The sequence below is a fragment of the Phaeovulum molybdatiresistens genome, from assembly GCF_023544865.1.
Taxonomy (GTDB): domain Bacteria; phylum Pseudomonadota; class Alphaproteobacteria; order Rhodobacterales; family Rhodobacteraceae; genus Pontitalea.
Genome location: NZ_JAMJFX010000022.1, coordinates 13258 through 30027, shown reverse-complemented (window position 1 = coordinate 30027; position 16770 = coordinate 13258). Strand labels below are relative to the sequence as shown.

Annotated in this window: 15 protein-coding genes; 8 read left to right on the top strand and 7 right to left on the bottom strand. The window is 62.0% G+C overall.

Annotated features, from left to right (window positions below; genetic code table 11):
- Positions 1–19 precede the first annotated feature (19 nt).
- Positions 20–1162, bottom strand: a complete 1143-nt coding sequence (locus tag MXB90_RS13835; protein ID WP_250045876.1) for an ABC transporter substrate-binding protein — start codon at positions 1160–1162, stop codon at positions 20–22.
- Positions 1163–1463: 301 nt separating this feature from the next.
- Here MXB90_RS13835 and MXB90_RS13830 point away from each other — a divergent pair, with 301 nt between their 5' ends.
- On the top strand, positions 1464–3092 hold the full coding sequence (locus MXB90_RS13830; RefSeq protein ID WP_250045875.1) for a class I adenylate-forming enzyme family protein: 1629 nt from the start codon (positions 1464–1466) through the stop codon (positions 3090–3092).
- Positions 3089–3472 carry a nuclear transport factor 2 family protein gene (locus MXB90_RS13825; RefSeq protein ID WP_250045873.1) on the top strand — a complete coding sequence of 128 codons (384 nt, stop codon included), beginning with the start codon at positions 3089–3091 and terminating at the stop codon, positions 3470–3472. The genes MXB90_RS13830 and MXB90_RS13825 overlap by 4 nt, the downstream gene beginning before the upstream one ends.
- Before the next feature lie 42 nt (positions 3473–3514).
- On the opposite strand, the gene MXB90_RS13820 is transcribed toward MXB90_RS13825, so the two are convergent.
- Together MXB90_RS13820 and MXB90_RS13815 are read right to left on the bottom strand one after the other, a co-directional pair.
- On the bottom strand, positions 3515–3832 hold the full coding sequence (locus MXB90_RS13820; RefSeq protein WP_250045872.1) for a 2Fe-2S iron-sulfur cluster-binding protein: 318 nt from the start codon (positions 3830–3832) through the stop codon (positions 3515–3517).
- Between the two features lie 60 nt (positions 3833–3892).
- Positions 3893–4417: a VOC family protein gene (locus MXB90_RS13815; protein WP_250045871.1), complete on the bottom strand. Its 525-nt coding sequence runs from the start codon at positions 4415–4417 to the stop codon at positions 3893–3895.
- A gap of 125 nt (positions 4418–4542) precedes the next feature.
- Here MXB90_RS13815 and MXB90_RS13810 point away from each other — a divergent pair, with 125 nt between their 5' ends.
- From MXB90_RS13810 to MXB90_RS13800, 3 genes are read left to right on the top strand one after another with little or no spacing between them, the layout of a single operon-like run.
- Positions 4543–5790 (top strand): aromatic ring-hydroxylating oxygenase subunit alpha, encoded by a 1248-nt coding sequence (locus tag MXB90_RS13810; protein ID WP_250045866.1) that lies wholly within the window; start codon positions 4543–4545, stop codon positions 5788–5790.
- Between the two features lie 6 nt (positions 5791–5796).
- Complete coding sequence (locus tag MXB90_RS13805) at positions 5797–6597, top strand: enoyl-CoA hydratase-related protein (RefSeq protein ID WP_250045865.1); 801 nt, start codon at positions 5797–5799, stop codon at positions 6595–6597.
- Positions 6594–7460 carry an SDR family oxidoreductase gene (locus MXB90_RS13800; protein ID WP_250045864.1) on the top strand — a complete coding sequence of 289 codons (867 nt, stop codon included), beginning with the start codon at positions 6594–6596 and terminating at the stop codon, positions 7458–7460. The genes MXB90_RS13805 and MXB90_RS13800 overlap by 4 nt, the downstream gene beginning before the upstream one ends.
- A gap of 49 nt (positions 7461–7509) precedes the next feature.
- Here the strand turns inward: MXB90_RS13800 and MXB90_RS13795 are convergent, their stop codons facing one another.
- On the bottom strand, positions 7510–8247 hold the full coding sequence (locus MXB90_RS13795; RefSeq protein WP_250045862.1) for an SDR family NAD(P)-dependent oxidoreductase: 738 nt from the start codon (positions 8245–8247) through the stop codon (positions 7510–7512).
- A 72-nt stretch (positions 8248–8319) separates the two neighbouring features.
- Here MXB90_RS13795 and MXB90_RS17805 point away from each other — a divergent pair, with 72 nt between their 5' ends.
- The 3 genes from MXB90_RS17805 to MXB90_RS13780 all read left to right on the top strand — a co-directional run bounded on the left by MXB90_RS17805 (position 8320) and on the right by MXB90_RS13780 (position 12842).
- A complete protein-coding gene (locus MXB90_RS17805) occupies positions 8320–9276 on the top strand; it encodes an AMP-binding protein (RefSeq protein ID WP_250045860.1) in 957 nt (318 codons plus the stop codon).
- Between the two features lie 96 nt (positions 9277–9372).
- Positions 9373–11124, top strand: a complete 1752-nt coding sequence (locus MXB90_RS13785) for an FAD-dependent oxidoreductase (RefSeq protein WP_250045859.1) — start codon at positions 9373–9375, stop codon at positions 11122–11124.
- A gap of 5 nt (positions 11125–11129) precedes the next feature.
- Positions 11130–12842, top strand: coding sequence for an FAD-dependent oxidoreductase (locus MXB90_RS13780; RefSeq protein WP_250045857.1), 1713 nt, complete (start codon positions 11130–11132; stop codon positions 12840–12842).
- Here MXB90_RS13780 and MXB90_RS13775 read toward each other — a convergent pair.
- The 3 genes from MXB90_RS13775 to MXB90_RS13765 are packed head-to-tail and all read right to left on the bottom strand — an operon-like array spanning position 12828 to position 16761.
- Entirely contained in the window at positions 12828–14198 is a 1371-nt protein-coding gene (locus MXB90_RS13775; protein ID WP_250045856.1) for an FAD-dependent oxidoreductase, read from the bottom strand. The two genes, MXB90_RS13780 and MXB90_RS13775, sit on opposite strands and share 15 nt — an antisense overlap.
- Positions 14199–14207: 9 nt before the next feature.
- Positions 14208–15827: a GMC family oxidoreductase gene (locus MXB90_RS13770; RefSeq protein WP_250045854.1), complete on the bottom strand. Its 1620-nt coding sequence runs from the start codon at positions 15825–15827 to the stop codon at positions 14208–14210.
- Positions 15820–16761, bottom strand: coding sequence for an aldo/keto reductase (locus MXB90_RS13765; protein WP_250045853.1), 942 nt, complete (start codon positions 16759–16761; stop codon positions 15820–15822). Before MXB90_RS13765 ends, MXB90_RS13770 begins: the two co-directional genes overlap by 8 nt.
- Between the last annotated feature and the right edge of the window lie 9 nt (positions 16762–16770).

The window sequence follows — 16770 nt, the reverse complement described above, 5'->3', positions numbered from 1 at the left end:
GGCGTGCCGGATTTTCCGCTTACTGTTCCACGACGGTGAAGGCGCCGTCTTTCACCTGCATGACCTTCATGCCGAAGCGCGGCACGCGATGTTCGTCATAGCTATAGGTGCCCTCGCCGATCACGACGGGGATGTCGGTCTGGGCGCCAAGCGCATCGCGTACACCTTCGCGCGTGACCTTGCCCGCAGCGACCGCATCCTTGATCGCATTGGCAATCACCTGCATCCCGGAATAACCCACCGCGTGCCATTCATCGGCCGAAACGCCGGTTTTCGCCTGGAAATTCGCCGCAAATGCCTGCGAGAATTCATCGTCGCCCCCCGGAACCCAGGCACCGATCAGATAGACATTCTCAACCGCAGCGCCGCCCTTTTCGATAAAGGCCGGCGAGGCAAAGGCATTATGGCCCAGGATCGGGATCGAGGGGTCAAGACCCGCCTGGCGTAGCTGAATCACCATATTGGCGGCCTGCGCGGCGGGGGTGCCGATAAAGACACAATCCTGGTCAGAGGTGGCAATCTTGGTGGCCAGCGCCGAAAAGTCGCTATCGGCCAGCGCAACCCCGTCGACCGAGGCAAGGGACACACCCTGCGCCTGGATCAGCTCTTCGTATTTGCGCTGAAGCGCCACATAGGCCTCGTTGTCCTTGACGCCGATGATCGCGCAGCTTTTTGCCCCAAGCGTCTGAGCGGTGAAATCAGCAAGATAGGGAATGGTCACATCCGCCGGCTGGGTCAGGATGAACGACCAAGGCCCGTTCTCGACCACTTCCATCGAGTTTGTCGTGGTCAGCACCGGAAAGGCGCGTTCATTGGCCACATTGGCCCCCGCCAGTGCCACCGACCCCGAGGTCGGCCCCATCACCAGCAACACCTTGTCATCCGCCGCAAGACGCGTGATGAGCGAAAGCGTCTGGGTGCGGTCTGTGGCATCATCGGCCACTTCGTAGACCAGGCTGTTGCCCGCGCCGAAAAAACCCTTCTCGTTCAACTCATCTGCGGCCATCACCGCGCCATCGGCCACATGCTTGCCGATAAAGGCGGCGCCGCCGGTCAGCGACTGCAACACCACGATCTTGTATTCATCGGCCATTGCTAGGGTCGACGAAGCCATCACCGCCGAAAAGGCTGCGACAGACATCCCAAGCTTCAGTAATTTCATGCCTTCCTCCCGTTTGATGCCGCGACATCGCCTTCTGTCCATGACGGAAGGTTCACACGGCAAGCACCTTCCGCTGTCGGTGTACGTTAGACCTGGTTAAAAATATACACAACATTTGTTTTCAATGCTCGCAACATCTCCAACACAGGCCGGAAATTCGGCTAAATATCTGTTTAAAAATGACATTTCAAAAAAAACCCACATGAAATACATGCGTGTGTGAATTTTTCTTGTATACGGTGGTATTGTTTTACATATTCAGCGAAACGCGTTCGGACCGATAGCGATACAGGGAGGCGAAATGCTCGCATTTCAAGAATTCACCGCAGTCACCACCATCGGCGATCTGCTCATGCATGCAGCGGCGGCCTATCCAGACAAGGATGCGATCGTCTTCCCCGAGCGCCGCCTGAGTTTTGCCGAGCTGCGCGAGCGCGCGATTCGCTTTGCCCGCGGGCTGCGCGCGATGGGTGTTCAGGCCGGCGACCATGTCGGCATGCTGCTGCCCTCCTCGATCGAAACGGTCGAGGCGTTCTTCGGGATCGCACTGATCGGGGCGGTATCGGTTCCGATCAATGCGCGTTTTCGCGCGCGCGAGCTGACCTATATCACGGGAAATGCCGACCTTGTGGCCATCGTGACCAGCGGCAAGATCGCCGAGGGCGTGAATTTCATCGAACGGCTGACCGAAAGCTTTCCCGAACTGGCCGATCAGCCCGAAAACGCCAATCTTCAATTGCCCCGCGCACCACGGCTTCGGCGTATCCTGCTGGTCAGTGACGATCACGCGCCGGGCTTTACCACAGCCCGTACCTTTGCCGAGGCCGTCGAAACCGTGCCGGCGGCAGAAATCGCCCAGGCGCGTGTGCGGGTGCGCGTGGCCGATACCGGGTTGATCCTTTACACCTCTGGCACGACGGCGGACCCGAAGGGCTGTCTGATCAGCCATGAATCGCTTGTGCGGACCGGACAGGCGATGGCCAAACGCTATGAAATGACCGAAGACGATGTCTTCTGGTCACCGCTGCCGATGTATCACATCGGGGCGATGTTCCCGCTTTGCGCGGCCTATTCGGTCGGCGCGACCTATCTATCGATGCAGTATTTCGACGCCGGGGTCGCGATGGCGATGATCGAGCGTGACGGCGCCACGGTAGCCTACCCAAGCTTTGGCACCTTCATTGCCGACATGATCTATCACCCGGAATTCGAACAACGCGACCTTAGCTCGATCCGGATCATGAATTCCAACATGGCAATGCAGCCGCCCAGCGTTGCGCGCACGATCCAGGAAAAGATCCCCGGAATCATTCAGGTCGGCACCTACGGCATGACCGAGACATCAGGCACCGTCACCACCAGCTATCCCACCGACAGCTATGAAAGCCGCACGGGGCGCCTCGGCAAGCCGTTCGACGGTCTGGAAGTGCGGATCTGCCGGCCCGACGGAACGGCCTGCGAAATCGATGAGGTCGGAGAAATCTGCGTACGTGGTTTTTCGATCTTCACCGCCTATTACAAGGATACAGAAAAGACCGCCGAGGCCAAGCGCAACGGCTGGTTCCATACCGGCGACCTTGGCTCAATGGATGCGGCGGGCACGCTGATGTTTCATGGGCGGCTGAAGGATATGCTGAAGGTCGGCGGCGAAAACGTGGCCGCGCAGGAAATTGAATCGCTGGTCGGCACACATGCGGCGGTCAAACTGTGTCAGGTGGTCGGCCGCCCCGATGCGCGCCTTCAGGAAGTGCCGGTCGCCTTTGTCGAACTGAAACCCGGCATCGACACCACCCCCGAGGACATCATCAAGTTCTGCCAGGGCAAGATTGCCAGTTTCAAGGTGCCGCGCGATGTGCGCTTCATCGCGGAATGGCCGATGTCATCGACGAAGATCCAGAAATTTAGGCTCAAGGAAATGCTCGAAACATGACAACGCGCACAGATGTCATCCGGCTTGTACAGGGCACCTATTATGACGGGATCGACGCGGGTGACATGGCCCGCGCCGTTTCGGCGCTTCATCCCGATGTTGATTGGAGCCATACTCAGGTCTGGTCCCACCACGGGTTCGAACGGGGCGAAGCCTCGGGCTGTCGGGGTCGGCAGGCGGTGTTTGATCTGCTGTCGGCGCGGGTGACAGAGCTCGCACAGGCGCAGATCACGCACAGGATCGAAGATATGATTTTTGCAGACGGGCGAGGCGCTTTTCTGGGCTATGTCGAGGGGCCGGGCGGCGCGCGTAAGCCCTTCATGGTCTGGTTTGAACTTACCGGCGGCTTGATCGGCCGCTATACGTTGCGGCCGATCTGAAACGTTGCTGGCGTTTTACCGCTGCCCCGCTCGCAGGGCGCCCTATTCCTGGGGCGCCAATGTGATGCGGATCCCATCCAGCGCATCGGTCATCTCGATCTGGCAGGACAGGCGCGAATTTTCCTTGTAGTATTGGGCAAATTCGACCAGTTCAAATTCATCCGGTGACTGCGGATCCAGCTTTTCCAGCCAGTCAGCATCAACATAGATATGGCATGTGGCGCAAGAACAGCTGCCACCACATATCGCCGCGATATCAAGCCCGCCGTTGTCGCGCAGGTTCAGCATCAAGGACAGACCCGTTTCGGCCTGAATCAACTTTTCGTTTCCGTCGCGGTCAGTGGCATTGATAATCGGCATGTAACTCTCCCGGTTTTTGGCGACGCTATTGTATTCACAAAATGCTGTCAAGGTATACAGCTAGCGAAGGTCGATCCGCGCATCCTGCCCGTCCCACGACCGGCCAGCCCCGTCGATCTTGGCGAAAAACCGCGTCAGACCGGGCGACGGCTGCACCAGTTCCAGCACGCGCCCCCTGTCGTCAGGATCGGTCGCAAGATAGGCGAAGGGAATCCCCGCCATGGTCACACCGCCCTGCAAAACATCGACGCCGCGCGTCTTCCAATCGGCCAGATCGCGCGTAAGGTCATCGGTCAGGGCGCAGACATGATGCAGCCCACCACCGGTGCGCGCCATGAAATCGGCGAAAATTGACCGTCCGCCGCCAACCTGCTGAATGATCTCGATCTGCATCCCGCGATGGCTGGCCAATGCAACCGAAATCTCCGCATCGCAGGGCTGGCCAAGGTAGGAAACCTGGGCATAGGGCACACGGTTTGCAACGAAAAACGGCCCGACGCCAAGAACCCGCGCCCAGTGGTCGATGGCGCGATCCATGTCGTCGACCACATAACCAAGCTGCATGACATCGCCGAAACCCGCCATTTCGCCCCCATGATAAAATACGAAACTTAGGGTTTGCATATAATATATGGCAGGTTAATATACAAGGCGTCCCGCAGCCAGCGGAAACCTTAGCCGATTCCTTGCGGCATGGAGGAGCCCAGACCATGAATCCGACCGAAATTCAGAAGATCCGCGATCAACAGTCCTATGAGTCACAGCGCGGCGGCCCACCCGAAGGCTTTCCGAAATTGCCCGACATTCCCGGCGACCGCTATGTTGACCCAGCGTTCAACGACCTGGAGCGCGATCGCATGTGGCACAAGTCCTGGGTCTATGCGATTCACGCGGATGAGGTGCCTGAGGTTGGCTCATACGTGCAATGGACCCGCCTTGGTGAGCCGTTGTTTTTCATCCGTGGCGAAGACGGCACTGTGCGGTGCTTTTACAACACCTGCCGACATCGCGGCGCACCAGTTGTCACCGAACCTTCGGGGAAATCGCGCGGCGTAACCTGCAAATACCACGGCTGGACCTACAACACCCGCGGCGAGCTGATCAACCTGCGGGACCGGCGCGATTTCGTTAATCTTGATCTGACCTGCCGGTCCTTGATCGATGTGCGCTGCGAAAACATCGGCAATCTGTATTTTGTCAATCTTGACAACGATGCAACCAGCCTGCGCGAGTATCTTGGCCCGGTGGCCGACAGCCTTGATGAGGCCCGCCCCGACACGCTTCGGCTGATCGACAAGACCGCGATCAAGGTGGATTGTAACGTCAAGATCCTGCTCGATGCCTTCCTTGAGGTCTATCACCTGAAGTCGATCCACCAAAATACGGTCGACCGCTTCCTTGACCACCGGGGCAGCGCTATCACCCTCTGGCCCGGCGGGCACAGCCGGATGGTCACCCCCTACAAACGCGAGGGCTGGACCGATCCGGGCATCAAGGGCTTGCCCGAAGTGGAAGGCATGGACCCGTGGTTTGCCAATACGAATTATTCCGTTCTCGCCTATCCCAACTTTGTGTCGCCGATCGCAACCGCCGGTATTCCGGTGCTGTGCTTCTGGCCTGAAACCATTGACACGATGCTGATCGAGGTGCATTGGTTCGCGCCCTCATGGGGCGATGGGCCACGCCCGGAAATCTGGGATACCCGGCTGCAAAACTTCCTGGCCATTCTGGATGAAGACCTGCAATTTGCTGACAAGATCCAGAAATCTGTTGAAAGCAAGGGGCTGCGGGGCTTCCCGCTGAATTATCAGGAACGGCGGATCTATCACTGGCACGAAGAGCTGGACCGGCGCATCGGCGCGGCCGATATTCCTGCGGCCCTTCGCGTGCCCCAGCAGCTTGGTGAATGGGTGACCGCCCCTGCGCCGGCTGTTGCTGCGGAACCAGCCGAAACCTGATCCGCGATGCCTAATGTGACAGCCGATCATCCGCCGGTTCTGACCGAGCGGCGCGGCGCGGTTCAGGTCATAACCCTGAACCGCCCGCATGCGTCAAACGCGATGGATGCCGCCGGGTCCTATCTGGCCGACCGGTATCTGCGCGAAGCCGAGGCCGATCCGCAGGTCGGCGCCATCGTTCTGACCGGCGCGGGAAATCGCTGTTTCTGCGCCGGGATGGACCTGAAAGAAGCCGCCCGGCGCGGCGCGGGTCACGGCCTTGTGCCCGGCGCCGGTTTTTGCGGGGTTACCGAGCGGGTCATCGGCAAGCCGGTCATCGGTGCGATCAACGGTGCGGCGGTCGCCGGCGGGTTTGAAATCGCCCTTGCCTGCGACATGCTTGTCGCGGTTGAAGGGGCGCTTTTCGGACTGCCAGAGGTCAAGCGCGGCATGGTCGCCTTTACCGGTGGTGTTCAGCGTCTGGCCCAGCAACTGCCGCGCCAGACCGGAATGGAAATAATGTGCCATGGCACGCTGCTGACTGCCGAGCGGCTGAAAGATCTTGGCGTTGTCAATCGCGTGGTTCCGCCGGCGGCTCTGCTTGATGAAACACTCGCCTTTGCCAGCCTCATGCTGGAAAATTCGTGGAAGGCCATCGCTTTCGGCAAGGAACTGTTCAATCACGCCATGCACGAACCGCTTCCCGATGCGATCGCGCGGGGCCATGCCGATGCCGACCGGCTGATGCGCTCGGACGAGAGCCGCGAGGGGATCGCGGCCTATGTCGAGCATCGCACCGCGACGTTCAGGAAGGAAACGCCGAAATGACCGACGCCACACCGATGAAGTGGGGCCTTTCCCCCGAGGAAATGGCCAGCCTGCCAACCGTTTTCGCGCCGGATCTGCTGGCGGGGCAACGGTTTCTTGTCTCTGGCGGAAGCCAGGGGATGGGCAAGGCGATGGTATTTTTGCTGGCCCGGCTGGGCGCACGGGTGATGATCTGCGGCCGGACCGAGGACAAGCTTGTCCGCACCCAGCAAGAGGTAAAGGATCTTGTCGGGGTCGACATTTCCTGGCGCGCCATGTCGATCCGTGATGTCGATCAGGTCGACAAGCTGCTGGACGATACGTTTGATGAATTCGGCGGCCTCGATGCGCTGATCAACAATGCAGGCGGGCAATTCCCGCAAAACGCCATCGACTTTTCGCGCAAGGGCTGGAACGCGGTCGTCGACCTGAACCTGAACGGCACCTGGTGGATGATGCAGGGGGCCGCGCAACGCTGGCGCGACCGGGGCGAAGGCGGTCATATCGTGTCGAATGTCGCCCATGTCGAACGCGGCATGCCGCAGGCCGCCCATACCTGCGCCGCGCGGGCGGGGGTGATCTACATGTCGCGCACCGTCGCGACGGAATGGGCGCCGCTTGGCATCCGGGTGAATTGTGTCGCGCCGGGCGCCATAGCGACCGAAGGTCTTAGCCTTTACCCCCCCGAGGCCACCAAACGCTTCAACAACGTCAACCCGATGCGGCGCATGGGCAATTCCTGGGATGTGGCCGAGGGGGTGGTATATCTTTCCGCGCCCTCGGGAAATTTCATCACCGGCGAAGTGCTGACCATCGACGGCGGCATGCGGATGTGGGGCACGGTCTGGCCCGCAGGCGTGCCCGAACACTTTCAGGTCTATTGATCCTGATTACATCCCGGCGCGACAGGGTCGCGCCGAGATGCGGGTTTGCCTAGCGCGGGATCATCGACATCGTGGCCTTGGTCACACCGCCATCCACCACCAGCTCATGACCGTTCACATAGGACGCGGTATCCGAAGCCAGCCACATCACCGCTTCGGCCACATCCCGTTCTGTCCCCAACCGGCGGCTGGGCACCCCCATGCGGCGCCGTTCGACCACCGATTGTTCGTCATATACGGTCGAGGACATCCCGCCATGGATCATCCCCGGGGCGACCGCATTGACGCGAAGGCCAAGCGGGCCCCATTCCTGCGCCATTAATTCCGTAAGCGCCGCAAGCCCGCGTTTCGCACCGGCATAGGCATGCGTGCCCGGGCTGGTGGCGATCCCCCCTGTCGAGGTGATGTTGACGATGCTGCCGGATCCGCGCGCGATCATCCGCTCCGCCACCAGCCGGGCCACGGTAAACGCGCCGGTCAAATTGACCGCAAGAACCCGGGCGAATTCCTCGGTCGAGGTTTCCAGCATCGGCTTAAAGATCACGATCCCCGCATTGTTGACCAGCAGATCAGGCACGGCATCCAGCGCGTCCAGCGCGGCAACCACCGTTTCTTCCCGGGTTACATCGCCCTCAAAGAATCTGGCATCCGGCAGTTCCGCCAGAAGCGGTTCCGCGCGGGCGCGCGACAGATCGAACAGTGCAAGATCCCACCCCTTCGCCTGTGCCAGCCGTGCGGTTTCGGCGCCGAGTCCAACCCCGCCGCCCGTGATGAATGCAAGCGGCATTGCCACCTCCTATTGTATACGCTAATATCTTATTATGGACACAAATAAGCGGCAATGGAAGGATAAACAAACGTGCAACGCAGGCCCGACAGCGTTATCTCGCGCCCCGTATCCAATACCCTCGCCGGATTCGTCGCCTATTGGAGCGTGGCATCGGCCCATGCGCCCGCGCTTGGGAATTTAAGCTGGAAGTCCCTGCACGACGCGATCGTCGCGGCTAAAACATCTGCTTCGGTCGTTGCCCTGCCCGCGGATGATCTGCACATGACGGTGCCGCAGGCACTAGGCGCATTGGTCAGCGCGGCCGCCCTGATCGCACCGGCGCAAAAAACCCAAAGGGCAAAACCGGGGGAGGTCATCCTGCCACAACGCCGCCCCGGGGGCGGTGAGGTGCTGATGCGCTTTTCCGAGGGGGGGCTGGTCGCGATGGGCCGGGCTTTGGCTGACCGCTATAGTATCGGGCCTGATGACCGCATCTGGCTCGACGGCACCCTGACCGATCCCAGCACCTGGCTGATCCTTGCGGCGGCATTTTATGCGGGCTGTCCTATATCGTTTGAAGCGCAGGGTGCGACGATCGCCTGGCATTTGCGCGGCGGCCCCCCAATAACCGGTGACACTTTGCGGCTTGTCCATCTGCGTGCCGGCCGCGACACACTCGCAAGCTTGCAGCGCAGTCGGCCTGACCTGACCGTCGTGAACGGGTTAACGCTGGCCGAGGCCGGAGGCCTTCCCCTGTGTTCGGACCCGCGCGATCCTGCGGCCACCGTTGCGGCGACAGTTGGGCGTCCGCTGCACGGCATGGAGGTGATGATCGTCGATCCGCGCACCGGGATGGATATGCTGCTTTACGAAACTGGAGAGGTCTGGCTGCGCGGTCCGGGTGTGATGGCGGGCTTTGCCAATGGCATCGCCCCTTTTGAACCCGCACGCTTCCTGCGCACCGGGATCCTCGGGTTTCTGGACAGTGAAGGCCGGCTGGTGCTGTCGCGCAGCGAGGAAGAGGCCCTACTTGCCCTGCCCCATTAATCGTACACAAGAATTTCTTTCTAGTATATTTTGGCTTCAAATAGCTGATACAATCCGCAGGACGAAGTGCGGAACGCCCGGAGGGAGGACATATCTATGCGCAAAGATTGCACCGTTGATGTGCTTGTGATCGGATCGGGCGGCGCGGGGCTGACGGCCGCTGTTACGGCGATGAAGGCCGGGCTTGAGGTTCTTGTGGCCGAAAAGGACAAGGTCTTTGGCGGGACCACGGCGACATCGGGCGGCGTGATCTGGATTCCGATGAACCGCCATGCGAAAAAACTGGGCGCCGAAATCGGCGTAGCCGACAGTATCGAAAACGCCCGTCGCTATCTTCAGATCGAGACGGGCCAGTATATCGACCATGACCGGATCGAAGCCTATCTGGCCTCGGGCCCAGTGATGGTCGACTTCATGGAGCGCGAGACCGAGGTCCGGTTTCATGCGATGGACTTTCCCGATTATCACTCCGAAGAGGAAGGCGCCTCGCGCATCCGTTCGCTTGGCACGGTGGAATATGATGCCGGCAAGATGGGCGCATTGATGACCGGGCTGAGAGGCGAATTGCCCCAGACTCTGTTCATGGGGCTTGCGCTTGGCTCCTCGCTGGAAATGAAGAATTTCATGAAGGCGGGGCGTTCGATCACCGCGATGGGCTTTGTCGTCAAACGCATGATCCGTCACTTTCGCGATGTCGCGGTGCATGGCTCCAGCCAGTCGATCGTGCGCGGCCGGGCACTGATCGCCCGCCTTGCGCGGACATTGGCCGATGGCAATGTGCCCATCTGGCTTGAAAGCCCCGCGCAGGAATTGATTTTTGATGCGGGCCGGGTGGTGGGGGCCCGGATTGAATCTCCGGGCGGTCCGGTGACGGTGCGCGTGCGCCACGGTGTGGTGCTGGCGGCCGGTGGATACCCGCGTGACCGCGAGCGCCGGCGCGACCATCACCCCGGCGTCACGGCAACGATGGACCCGGTCCTGCCTGTGCCGATGGGCAATATCGGCGACAGCGCGCGCATGGCCGAGGCCCTGGGCGCCCGTTTCAACTGCAACCTTGCAACCGCAGCCGCCTGGATGCCCACATCGCAACTGCCGGGTGCGACCGATTTCACCGGCGTCTGGCCGCATCTGGTCGACCGGACCAAGCCGGGGTTCATCATGGTCACACCGGACGGGCGGCGTTTTGCCAACGAAAGCTGTTCCTACCGGGATCTGATCCCCGAAATGTTGCGCGCCTTTGAAGAGCGCGGCACCGATACCGCCTGGCTGATCGCCGATCACCGGGCGGTGAAACGCTGGGGCATCGGCTTTGTCCGCCCCTTCCCGATTCCGCATGGCAAATATCTGCGTAATGGCTATCTGAAGCGCGGCAAGACGCTTGACGATCTGGCACAGATCTGTGGCATCGACGCGGCCGAGCTTCACTCAACGGTCAGGCGCTTTAACGGCTTTGCCCGCACCGGCGTCGATCAAGACTATCACCGCGGTGCGTCAAAATACGACCGCCACCATGGCGATGAAGAGAACCACCCCAACCCGGCGCTGGGGCCGCTGGAACGCGGGCCGTTTTATGCCGTGCGGATCTATCCGGGGGAAATCAGCTCTTACAAGGGTCTTGCGACAGATGTGCATGCGCGCGTCCTGGATGCAGCGGACCAGCCTATCCCCGGCCTCTATGCGGTGGGCAACGATCAGGCCAATGTGTTCGGTGGGGCCTATCCCGGTGCGGGGGCAACGATCGGGCCCTGCATGGTCTTTGGCTGGCGTGCAGCGAAACACATTGCCGAAACCGCCGGATGCACACTTCCCGGCGTGAAAGAAGAAACCGAAAGGCTTGCGGCAGAATGAACGACATGTCCCCCCAAACCCGTCAGTGCGACGTTCTTGTAATCGGCACCGGAGGCGCCGGTCTGACGGCGGCGATCACGGCAAAAAAAGCCGGGCTTTCAGTGCTGATCGCGGAAAAAGACCGTGTGTTCGGCGGCACCACCGCAACATCGGGCGGCGGGCTTTGGGTGCCAGGCACCGGCAAATCCGCCGAGCTGGGCGAAAAGATCGGCGAAACCGACAGCCGCGAACGGGCACAGCACTACCTTGAAATCGAAGCAGGCCAGCGGCTTAACCCAGCCAAGATTGCCGCCTTCCTTGATGACGGGCCGCGCATGATCGAGTTTCTTGAGCGAGAAACTCATGTCCGCTTCATGGTAATGCCATTTCCCGACTACCATTCCGAACAAGAGGGAGCGTCTTCTATCCGGTCGCTGTTCACCGTGCCGATTTCGGCCGATGAGGTCGGCCCCGCGCTGGTCAATCTGAAACGTGAATTGCCGCAGACGTCATTTCTGGGGATGACCATGCGGTCGGGGGCCGAAGTCCAGCTTTTCTTCAGCGCCACCCGCTCCTTCGGGGCCTTCCGCCATGTCAGCGCGCGGATGCTGCGCCATATCTGGGACATGCTGCGCCATGGCGAAAGCCGGACCCTGACGACCGGGCGCGCGCTTGTCGCCCGGCTCGGGCGCAGCGCGCATGAGTTGGGCATCCCGATGCTGCTGTCCTCGCCGGCCCGGGCCCTGATCCGCGAGGGTGAGGCCGTGACCGGCGCGATGCTTGAGACACCAGAAGGACCGCTGAAGGTTACGGCAGGTGCGGTCATTCTGGCGGCGGGTGGCTATGCCCGTGACCCCAGGCGCCGCCTGGCAGAGCATCCCGAACCGGTCAATCGTCTGCCACTGATATCGCCCGTGCCTGCGGGCAACACCGGCGACAGCGCCAATATGGCCGAAGCCGTGGGCGCGCGGTTTCAGTCGAACGGGGCCAATGCCGGTGCCTGGATGCCAGTATCGCAGATGCCCGGGATTGACGATTTCACCGGCGTCTGGCCGCATCTTGTCGACCGCTACAAACCCGGTTTCATCATCGTCCTGCCCGATGGAAAGCGCTGCGTGAATGAAAGCGCCAGCTATAACGATCTGGGGGAACAGATGATTGCGGCGATGGCCGCGCGCGGGGCAAGCCACGGCTGGATCATTGGTGAGGGCCCCGCGGTGCGCCGCTGGGGCATTGGCTTTCAAAAGCCCTGGCCGATCCCGCAGGGCAAGCTGCTACGCAATGGCTATCTGCTGAAGGCCAACAGCCTAGAGGCACTGGCCCGGAAGGCCGGGATCGACCCCGAAACCCTGACCGAGACGGTTGCGACATTCAACAGCCATGCCCGAAACGGCGAAGATCCCGCATTTCACCGCGGGCGCGCGCCTTATGACCGCTATCACGGCGATGCCAGCCACAAGCCGAACCCGGCGCTGGGACCGCTGGCGAGCGGGCCCTATTACGCGGTAAAAATCCACGTGGGCGAGATCGGCAATTTCAAGGGCATCGCGACCGATGAGAACGCGCAGGTCCTGGACCGGTCCGACAGGCCGATCCCCTGTCTTTATGCGGTGGGCAATGATATGGCGAACGCCTTTGGCGGAAGCTATCCTGGCGCGGGCGGCACGCTAGGGCCGGGGATGACCTTTGCCTACCGCGCCGCGCGCCACGCCGCCAGCGCGCTGTCAGCCAAGCGCTAACTGTGCCGCGTTGCGCCCGGCGATGCGTCCGAAGATGACGGCATTTCCGACCGACGCGCCGCCACCAGCATAGCAGGGACCGGCGAAGCCCCCGGTGGTTTCGCCGGCCGCAAACAGCCCCGGCATCGGCCGGTCGGCCAGATCAAGCACCCGCGCCTCGGCGTCGATACGCAGGCCCATCCCGGTCCAGCAGACCACAGCTGGGCGGATCCGTGCGCCGTAAAACGGCGGCGTTTGAACCGGGCGCAGATGGCGGGGATCCTTGAAAAAGGCGCTGTCGTCACCGGCGCGGGCATCGGCACTGTAGCGCGCGGCGGTAGTGACAAGGGCCGCGGGGCGAATCCCAAGGGTATCGGCCAGCGCCTCCAGCGTCTCGGCGCGGGCAAGCCGCCCTGAAACCGCGAATTCGGCAAGGCGATCAGCCGACCAGTTGGGCGCAGGCGTGGCTTTGGCGGCGGCGCGCGCGGGCTCATCGAAGATCGCGAAACATTCGCCGGCTGTCTGGCCGCTCAGCACCTCGGAAAGCACCGAATATTCGGTCGATTCATCAATAAACCGCCGCCCCTCATGAGTCACATGCATCAGCCAGGGAGGCAGGTAGGGTTCCAGATCGCGGGTCAAGCCGGGGGTCATCAGCAAAAGGCCACGGTCACGCCCGACTGTTTCGGCCCCTGCGCGCCGGGCCATCTCGATCCCGTCACCGCGACATTCGTCCGCCCCTATATACCAGGCCAGATCGCCCTGTCTGGCCGCGCTTGGGTAATGTTCGGCCCACATCCGCCGGTTGTTGCCGAAGCCGCCTGCCGCGATCACCACCGCGCCCGCCGTCACCTGTTCGCCCCCTACGCGCACGCCGCACACACGGCCATTCGCGACGATCAGATCCTCGACGCGGGCATGGGTTGCCACATCGACGTTGCGCCCCGACAGCGCACCTTCCAGCGCATCGGCAATATCTTCGCCGTGACGCGCCGCGCGATGGCCCCGCGCGATCTTGTCCACCCCCGAAACATAAAGGTTTTCCACCGGAAAATCGGCGCCAAGGCCCACCAGCCATTCAAATGTCGGCGCCGAAAGATCACAATAGCGCCGCACCAGCGCGGGATCGACTTTGTACTGATTGACGGTCATGTAATAGTGAAACTGATCGTCGGGGTTGTCGTCGATCCCGGCCTTGCGCTGAAGGCTGGTGCCCGCCGCCCAGAACACACCGCCCGACAGCCGCGTCGAGCCGCCGGCCCGTGCCCCGGCTTCAAGTAGCAGCACCCGAGCACCCGCGGCGCGCGCCTCGACAGCGGCGGCAAGCCCCGCGCCCCCGGCACCGATGATGATGACGTCAAAATCCGTTTCGGCCATGCCGCGCTCCTATGCGTGGTCGGCCCGGATCATGTCGGCGACTTTTTCGCCGATCATGATGCAGGGCGCGTTGGTGTTACCTGCGGGCAGCCGCGGCATGATTGAGGCATCGGCCACCCGCAGCCCGTCGATGCCGTGCACCCGCAGCCGCGCGTCCACCACCGCGCCCTCTGCGGGGTCCGGGCCCATCATGCACGACCCGACCGGGTGCAGATTGGCAATCGCCGCCCCCCGCAGCCAGTCTTCGATCGCGGCCGCGTCGGTCACCCCGGGGCCCGGTGCGATTTCAGCTTCCATAAAGGCGTCAAGCGCAGGCTGGCTGGCGATGCACCGCACCAGTTCAACCGCGCGCACCATCGCGGCGCGGTCGATCGGATCGGCGAAAAAGTTCATCCGGATCGCTGGGGCGGCCAGCGGATCGGGGCTGGCAAGCCGGACGCTGCCCACCGCGCGCGGATCAAGATGTACGGGGCTCATGGTAAAGCCGGGAAAATCATGCGCCTTCATCCCCGCCTTGCTGCGCCCGGCCACGGACCAGATATTCGTGTTGATCTGGATATCCGGGCGGTGCCTGTCGGGCGTTGAACGGGCGAAAATGCCGCCGAAAATGCCGTTTGACGCCAGCGGGCCGCGCTTGAACAACACATATTGCGCCCCGGCGATCACCTGACGGAGGCGCGAATTGGCCAGTTCATTGATCGTGATCGGCTGTTTGCAGCGAAACATCATCGAGCAATAGAAATGATCGCGCAGATTGCCGCCCACGCCGGGCAGATCATGCGTAACCGCCAGCCCCATGGCCCGCAGTTGATCGGCCGGGCCGATCCCTGAAAGCTGCAACATCTGTGGCGATCCGAACGCCCCGCCCGCAAGCACCACCTCGCCCCTTGTGGCAAGATCGGCCTGCACCAGACCTGCGGCTGTGCGATATTCGACGCCGGTGACCTTGCGGTCCCGAGTGATAAGCCGGGTCAGATGCGCGCCGGTCACAACCCGCAGGTTCGCCCGCGACCGCACCGGGTGAATATAGGCCCGCGCCGTCGAAAGCCGGCGGCGGTTGCGGATCGTGGTCTGGTAATAGCCCGCCCCCTCTTGTTCGGCGCCGTTGAAATCAGGGTTGCGCGGCAACCCGGCCTCAACCGCAGCGGCAACGATCGCATCGGCAACCGCCGATCCGCCGGCCTGATCGCTGACGGTAAGCGGCCCGCCCGTGCCGTGAAACGCATCCGCCCCGCGGGTATTGTCCTCGGCCTTGCGGAAATAGGGCAGAACATCATCCCAGCCCCAACCGGGATTGCCCATCTGCCGCCAGCCGTCGTAATCTTCGCGGTGGCCGCGGATATACAACATCCCGTTGATCGCCGAAGTGCCCCCCAGAACCTTGCCGCGCGGGTGATACATCCGTCTGTCGTTCAATTCCGGCTCTGGTTCGCTTTCGAACATCCAGTTCACGCGCGGATCGCTGAACAGCATCGGATAGCCCATTGGCGGCGTGATCCAGAAGGCGCGATCCTCTGGCCCTGCCTCGAGCAGCAAAACCCGGGTGCGCGGGTCTTCGGACAGGCGGCTGGCCACCACACAACCCGACGACCCGGCGCCGACGACGATGATGTCCCAAGGTTCAGACATCGCCGCGTCCCAGACGGTCGATCTCGGCCAGATCATCGGCATCCAGCGCCCAGCCGGTGGCGGCGACATTGGCGATGATCTGTTCGGGCCTGGTTGCCCCGGCCATGACCGAGGCCACGGTGGGGCGGGTCAGTAGCCAGGAAAAAGCAAGTTCGACAAGGCTACGCCCGCGTTCCTCGCAGAAGCGCGCCAAGGCCTCGGTGAGGGCCCAGTTCGACTCGGTTAGGTAACGGTCGGCAAGACTGCCAAGCTTGGCAAACCGGCTATCTTCCGGCACGCCGGCATTGCGGCGGTACTTGCCTGTTAGGAGCCCGGAGGCGAGCGGAAAATACGGCAAAAAGCCTAGGCCGTAGCGCTGCAACGCCGGGACCAGGCTGGTTTCCTTTTCGCGCACCAGAAGGTTCAGTTCATCTTGTATCGAAATGAAACGATGGGTGCCCAGTTCACGAGCCATATATTCGGCCTCGACCACCTCCCAAGGCGCAAGATTGCACGCACCCACATAGCGCACCTTGCCCGCGCGGATCAGGTCGTCGAAGGCGCGCAGGGTCTCATCGATCGGAGTGGCGGGGTCCGACCAATGCAACTGATAAAGATCAATCCAGTCGGTCCTGAGCCGGCGCAGACTGTCTTCGACAGAACGGATCACATTGATCCGGCTGCCGCCCTTGCTGCCATCGGCCATTTCTAGCCCGACCTTGCTCGCCAGCACGACGTTATTGCGGCGTGTGCCCAGGATTTCGCCCAAAATCTGTTCGGAGCCACCCGATTTGCCATAGACATTCGCCGTGTCAAGAAAAGTGACGCCCTGCTCAAGCGCCGCATCGACGACAGCGCGGCTTTGCTCAAGCCCGATGGTCCAGCCGAAGTTATTGCAGCCCAACCCGACAACCGACACTTTCAGACCGGATCGTCCGAGATTCCTGTAATCCACCTCGAGCTC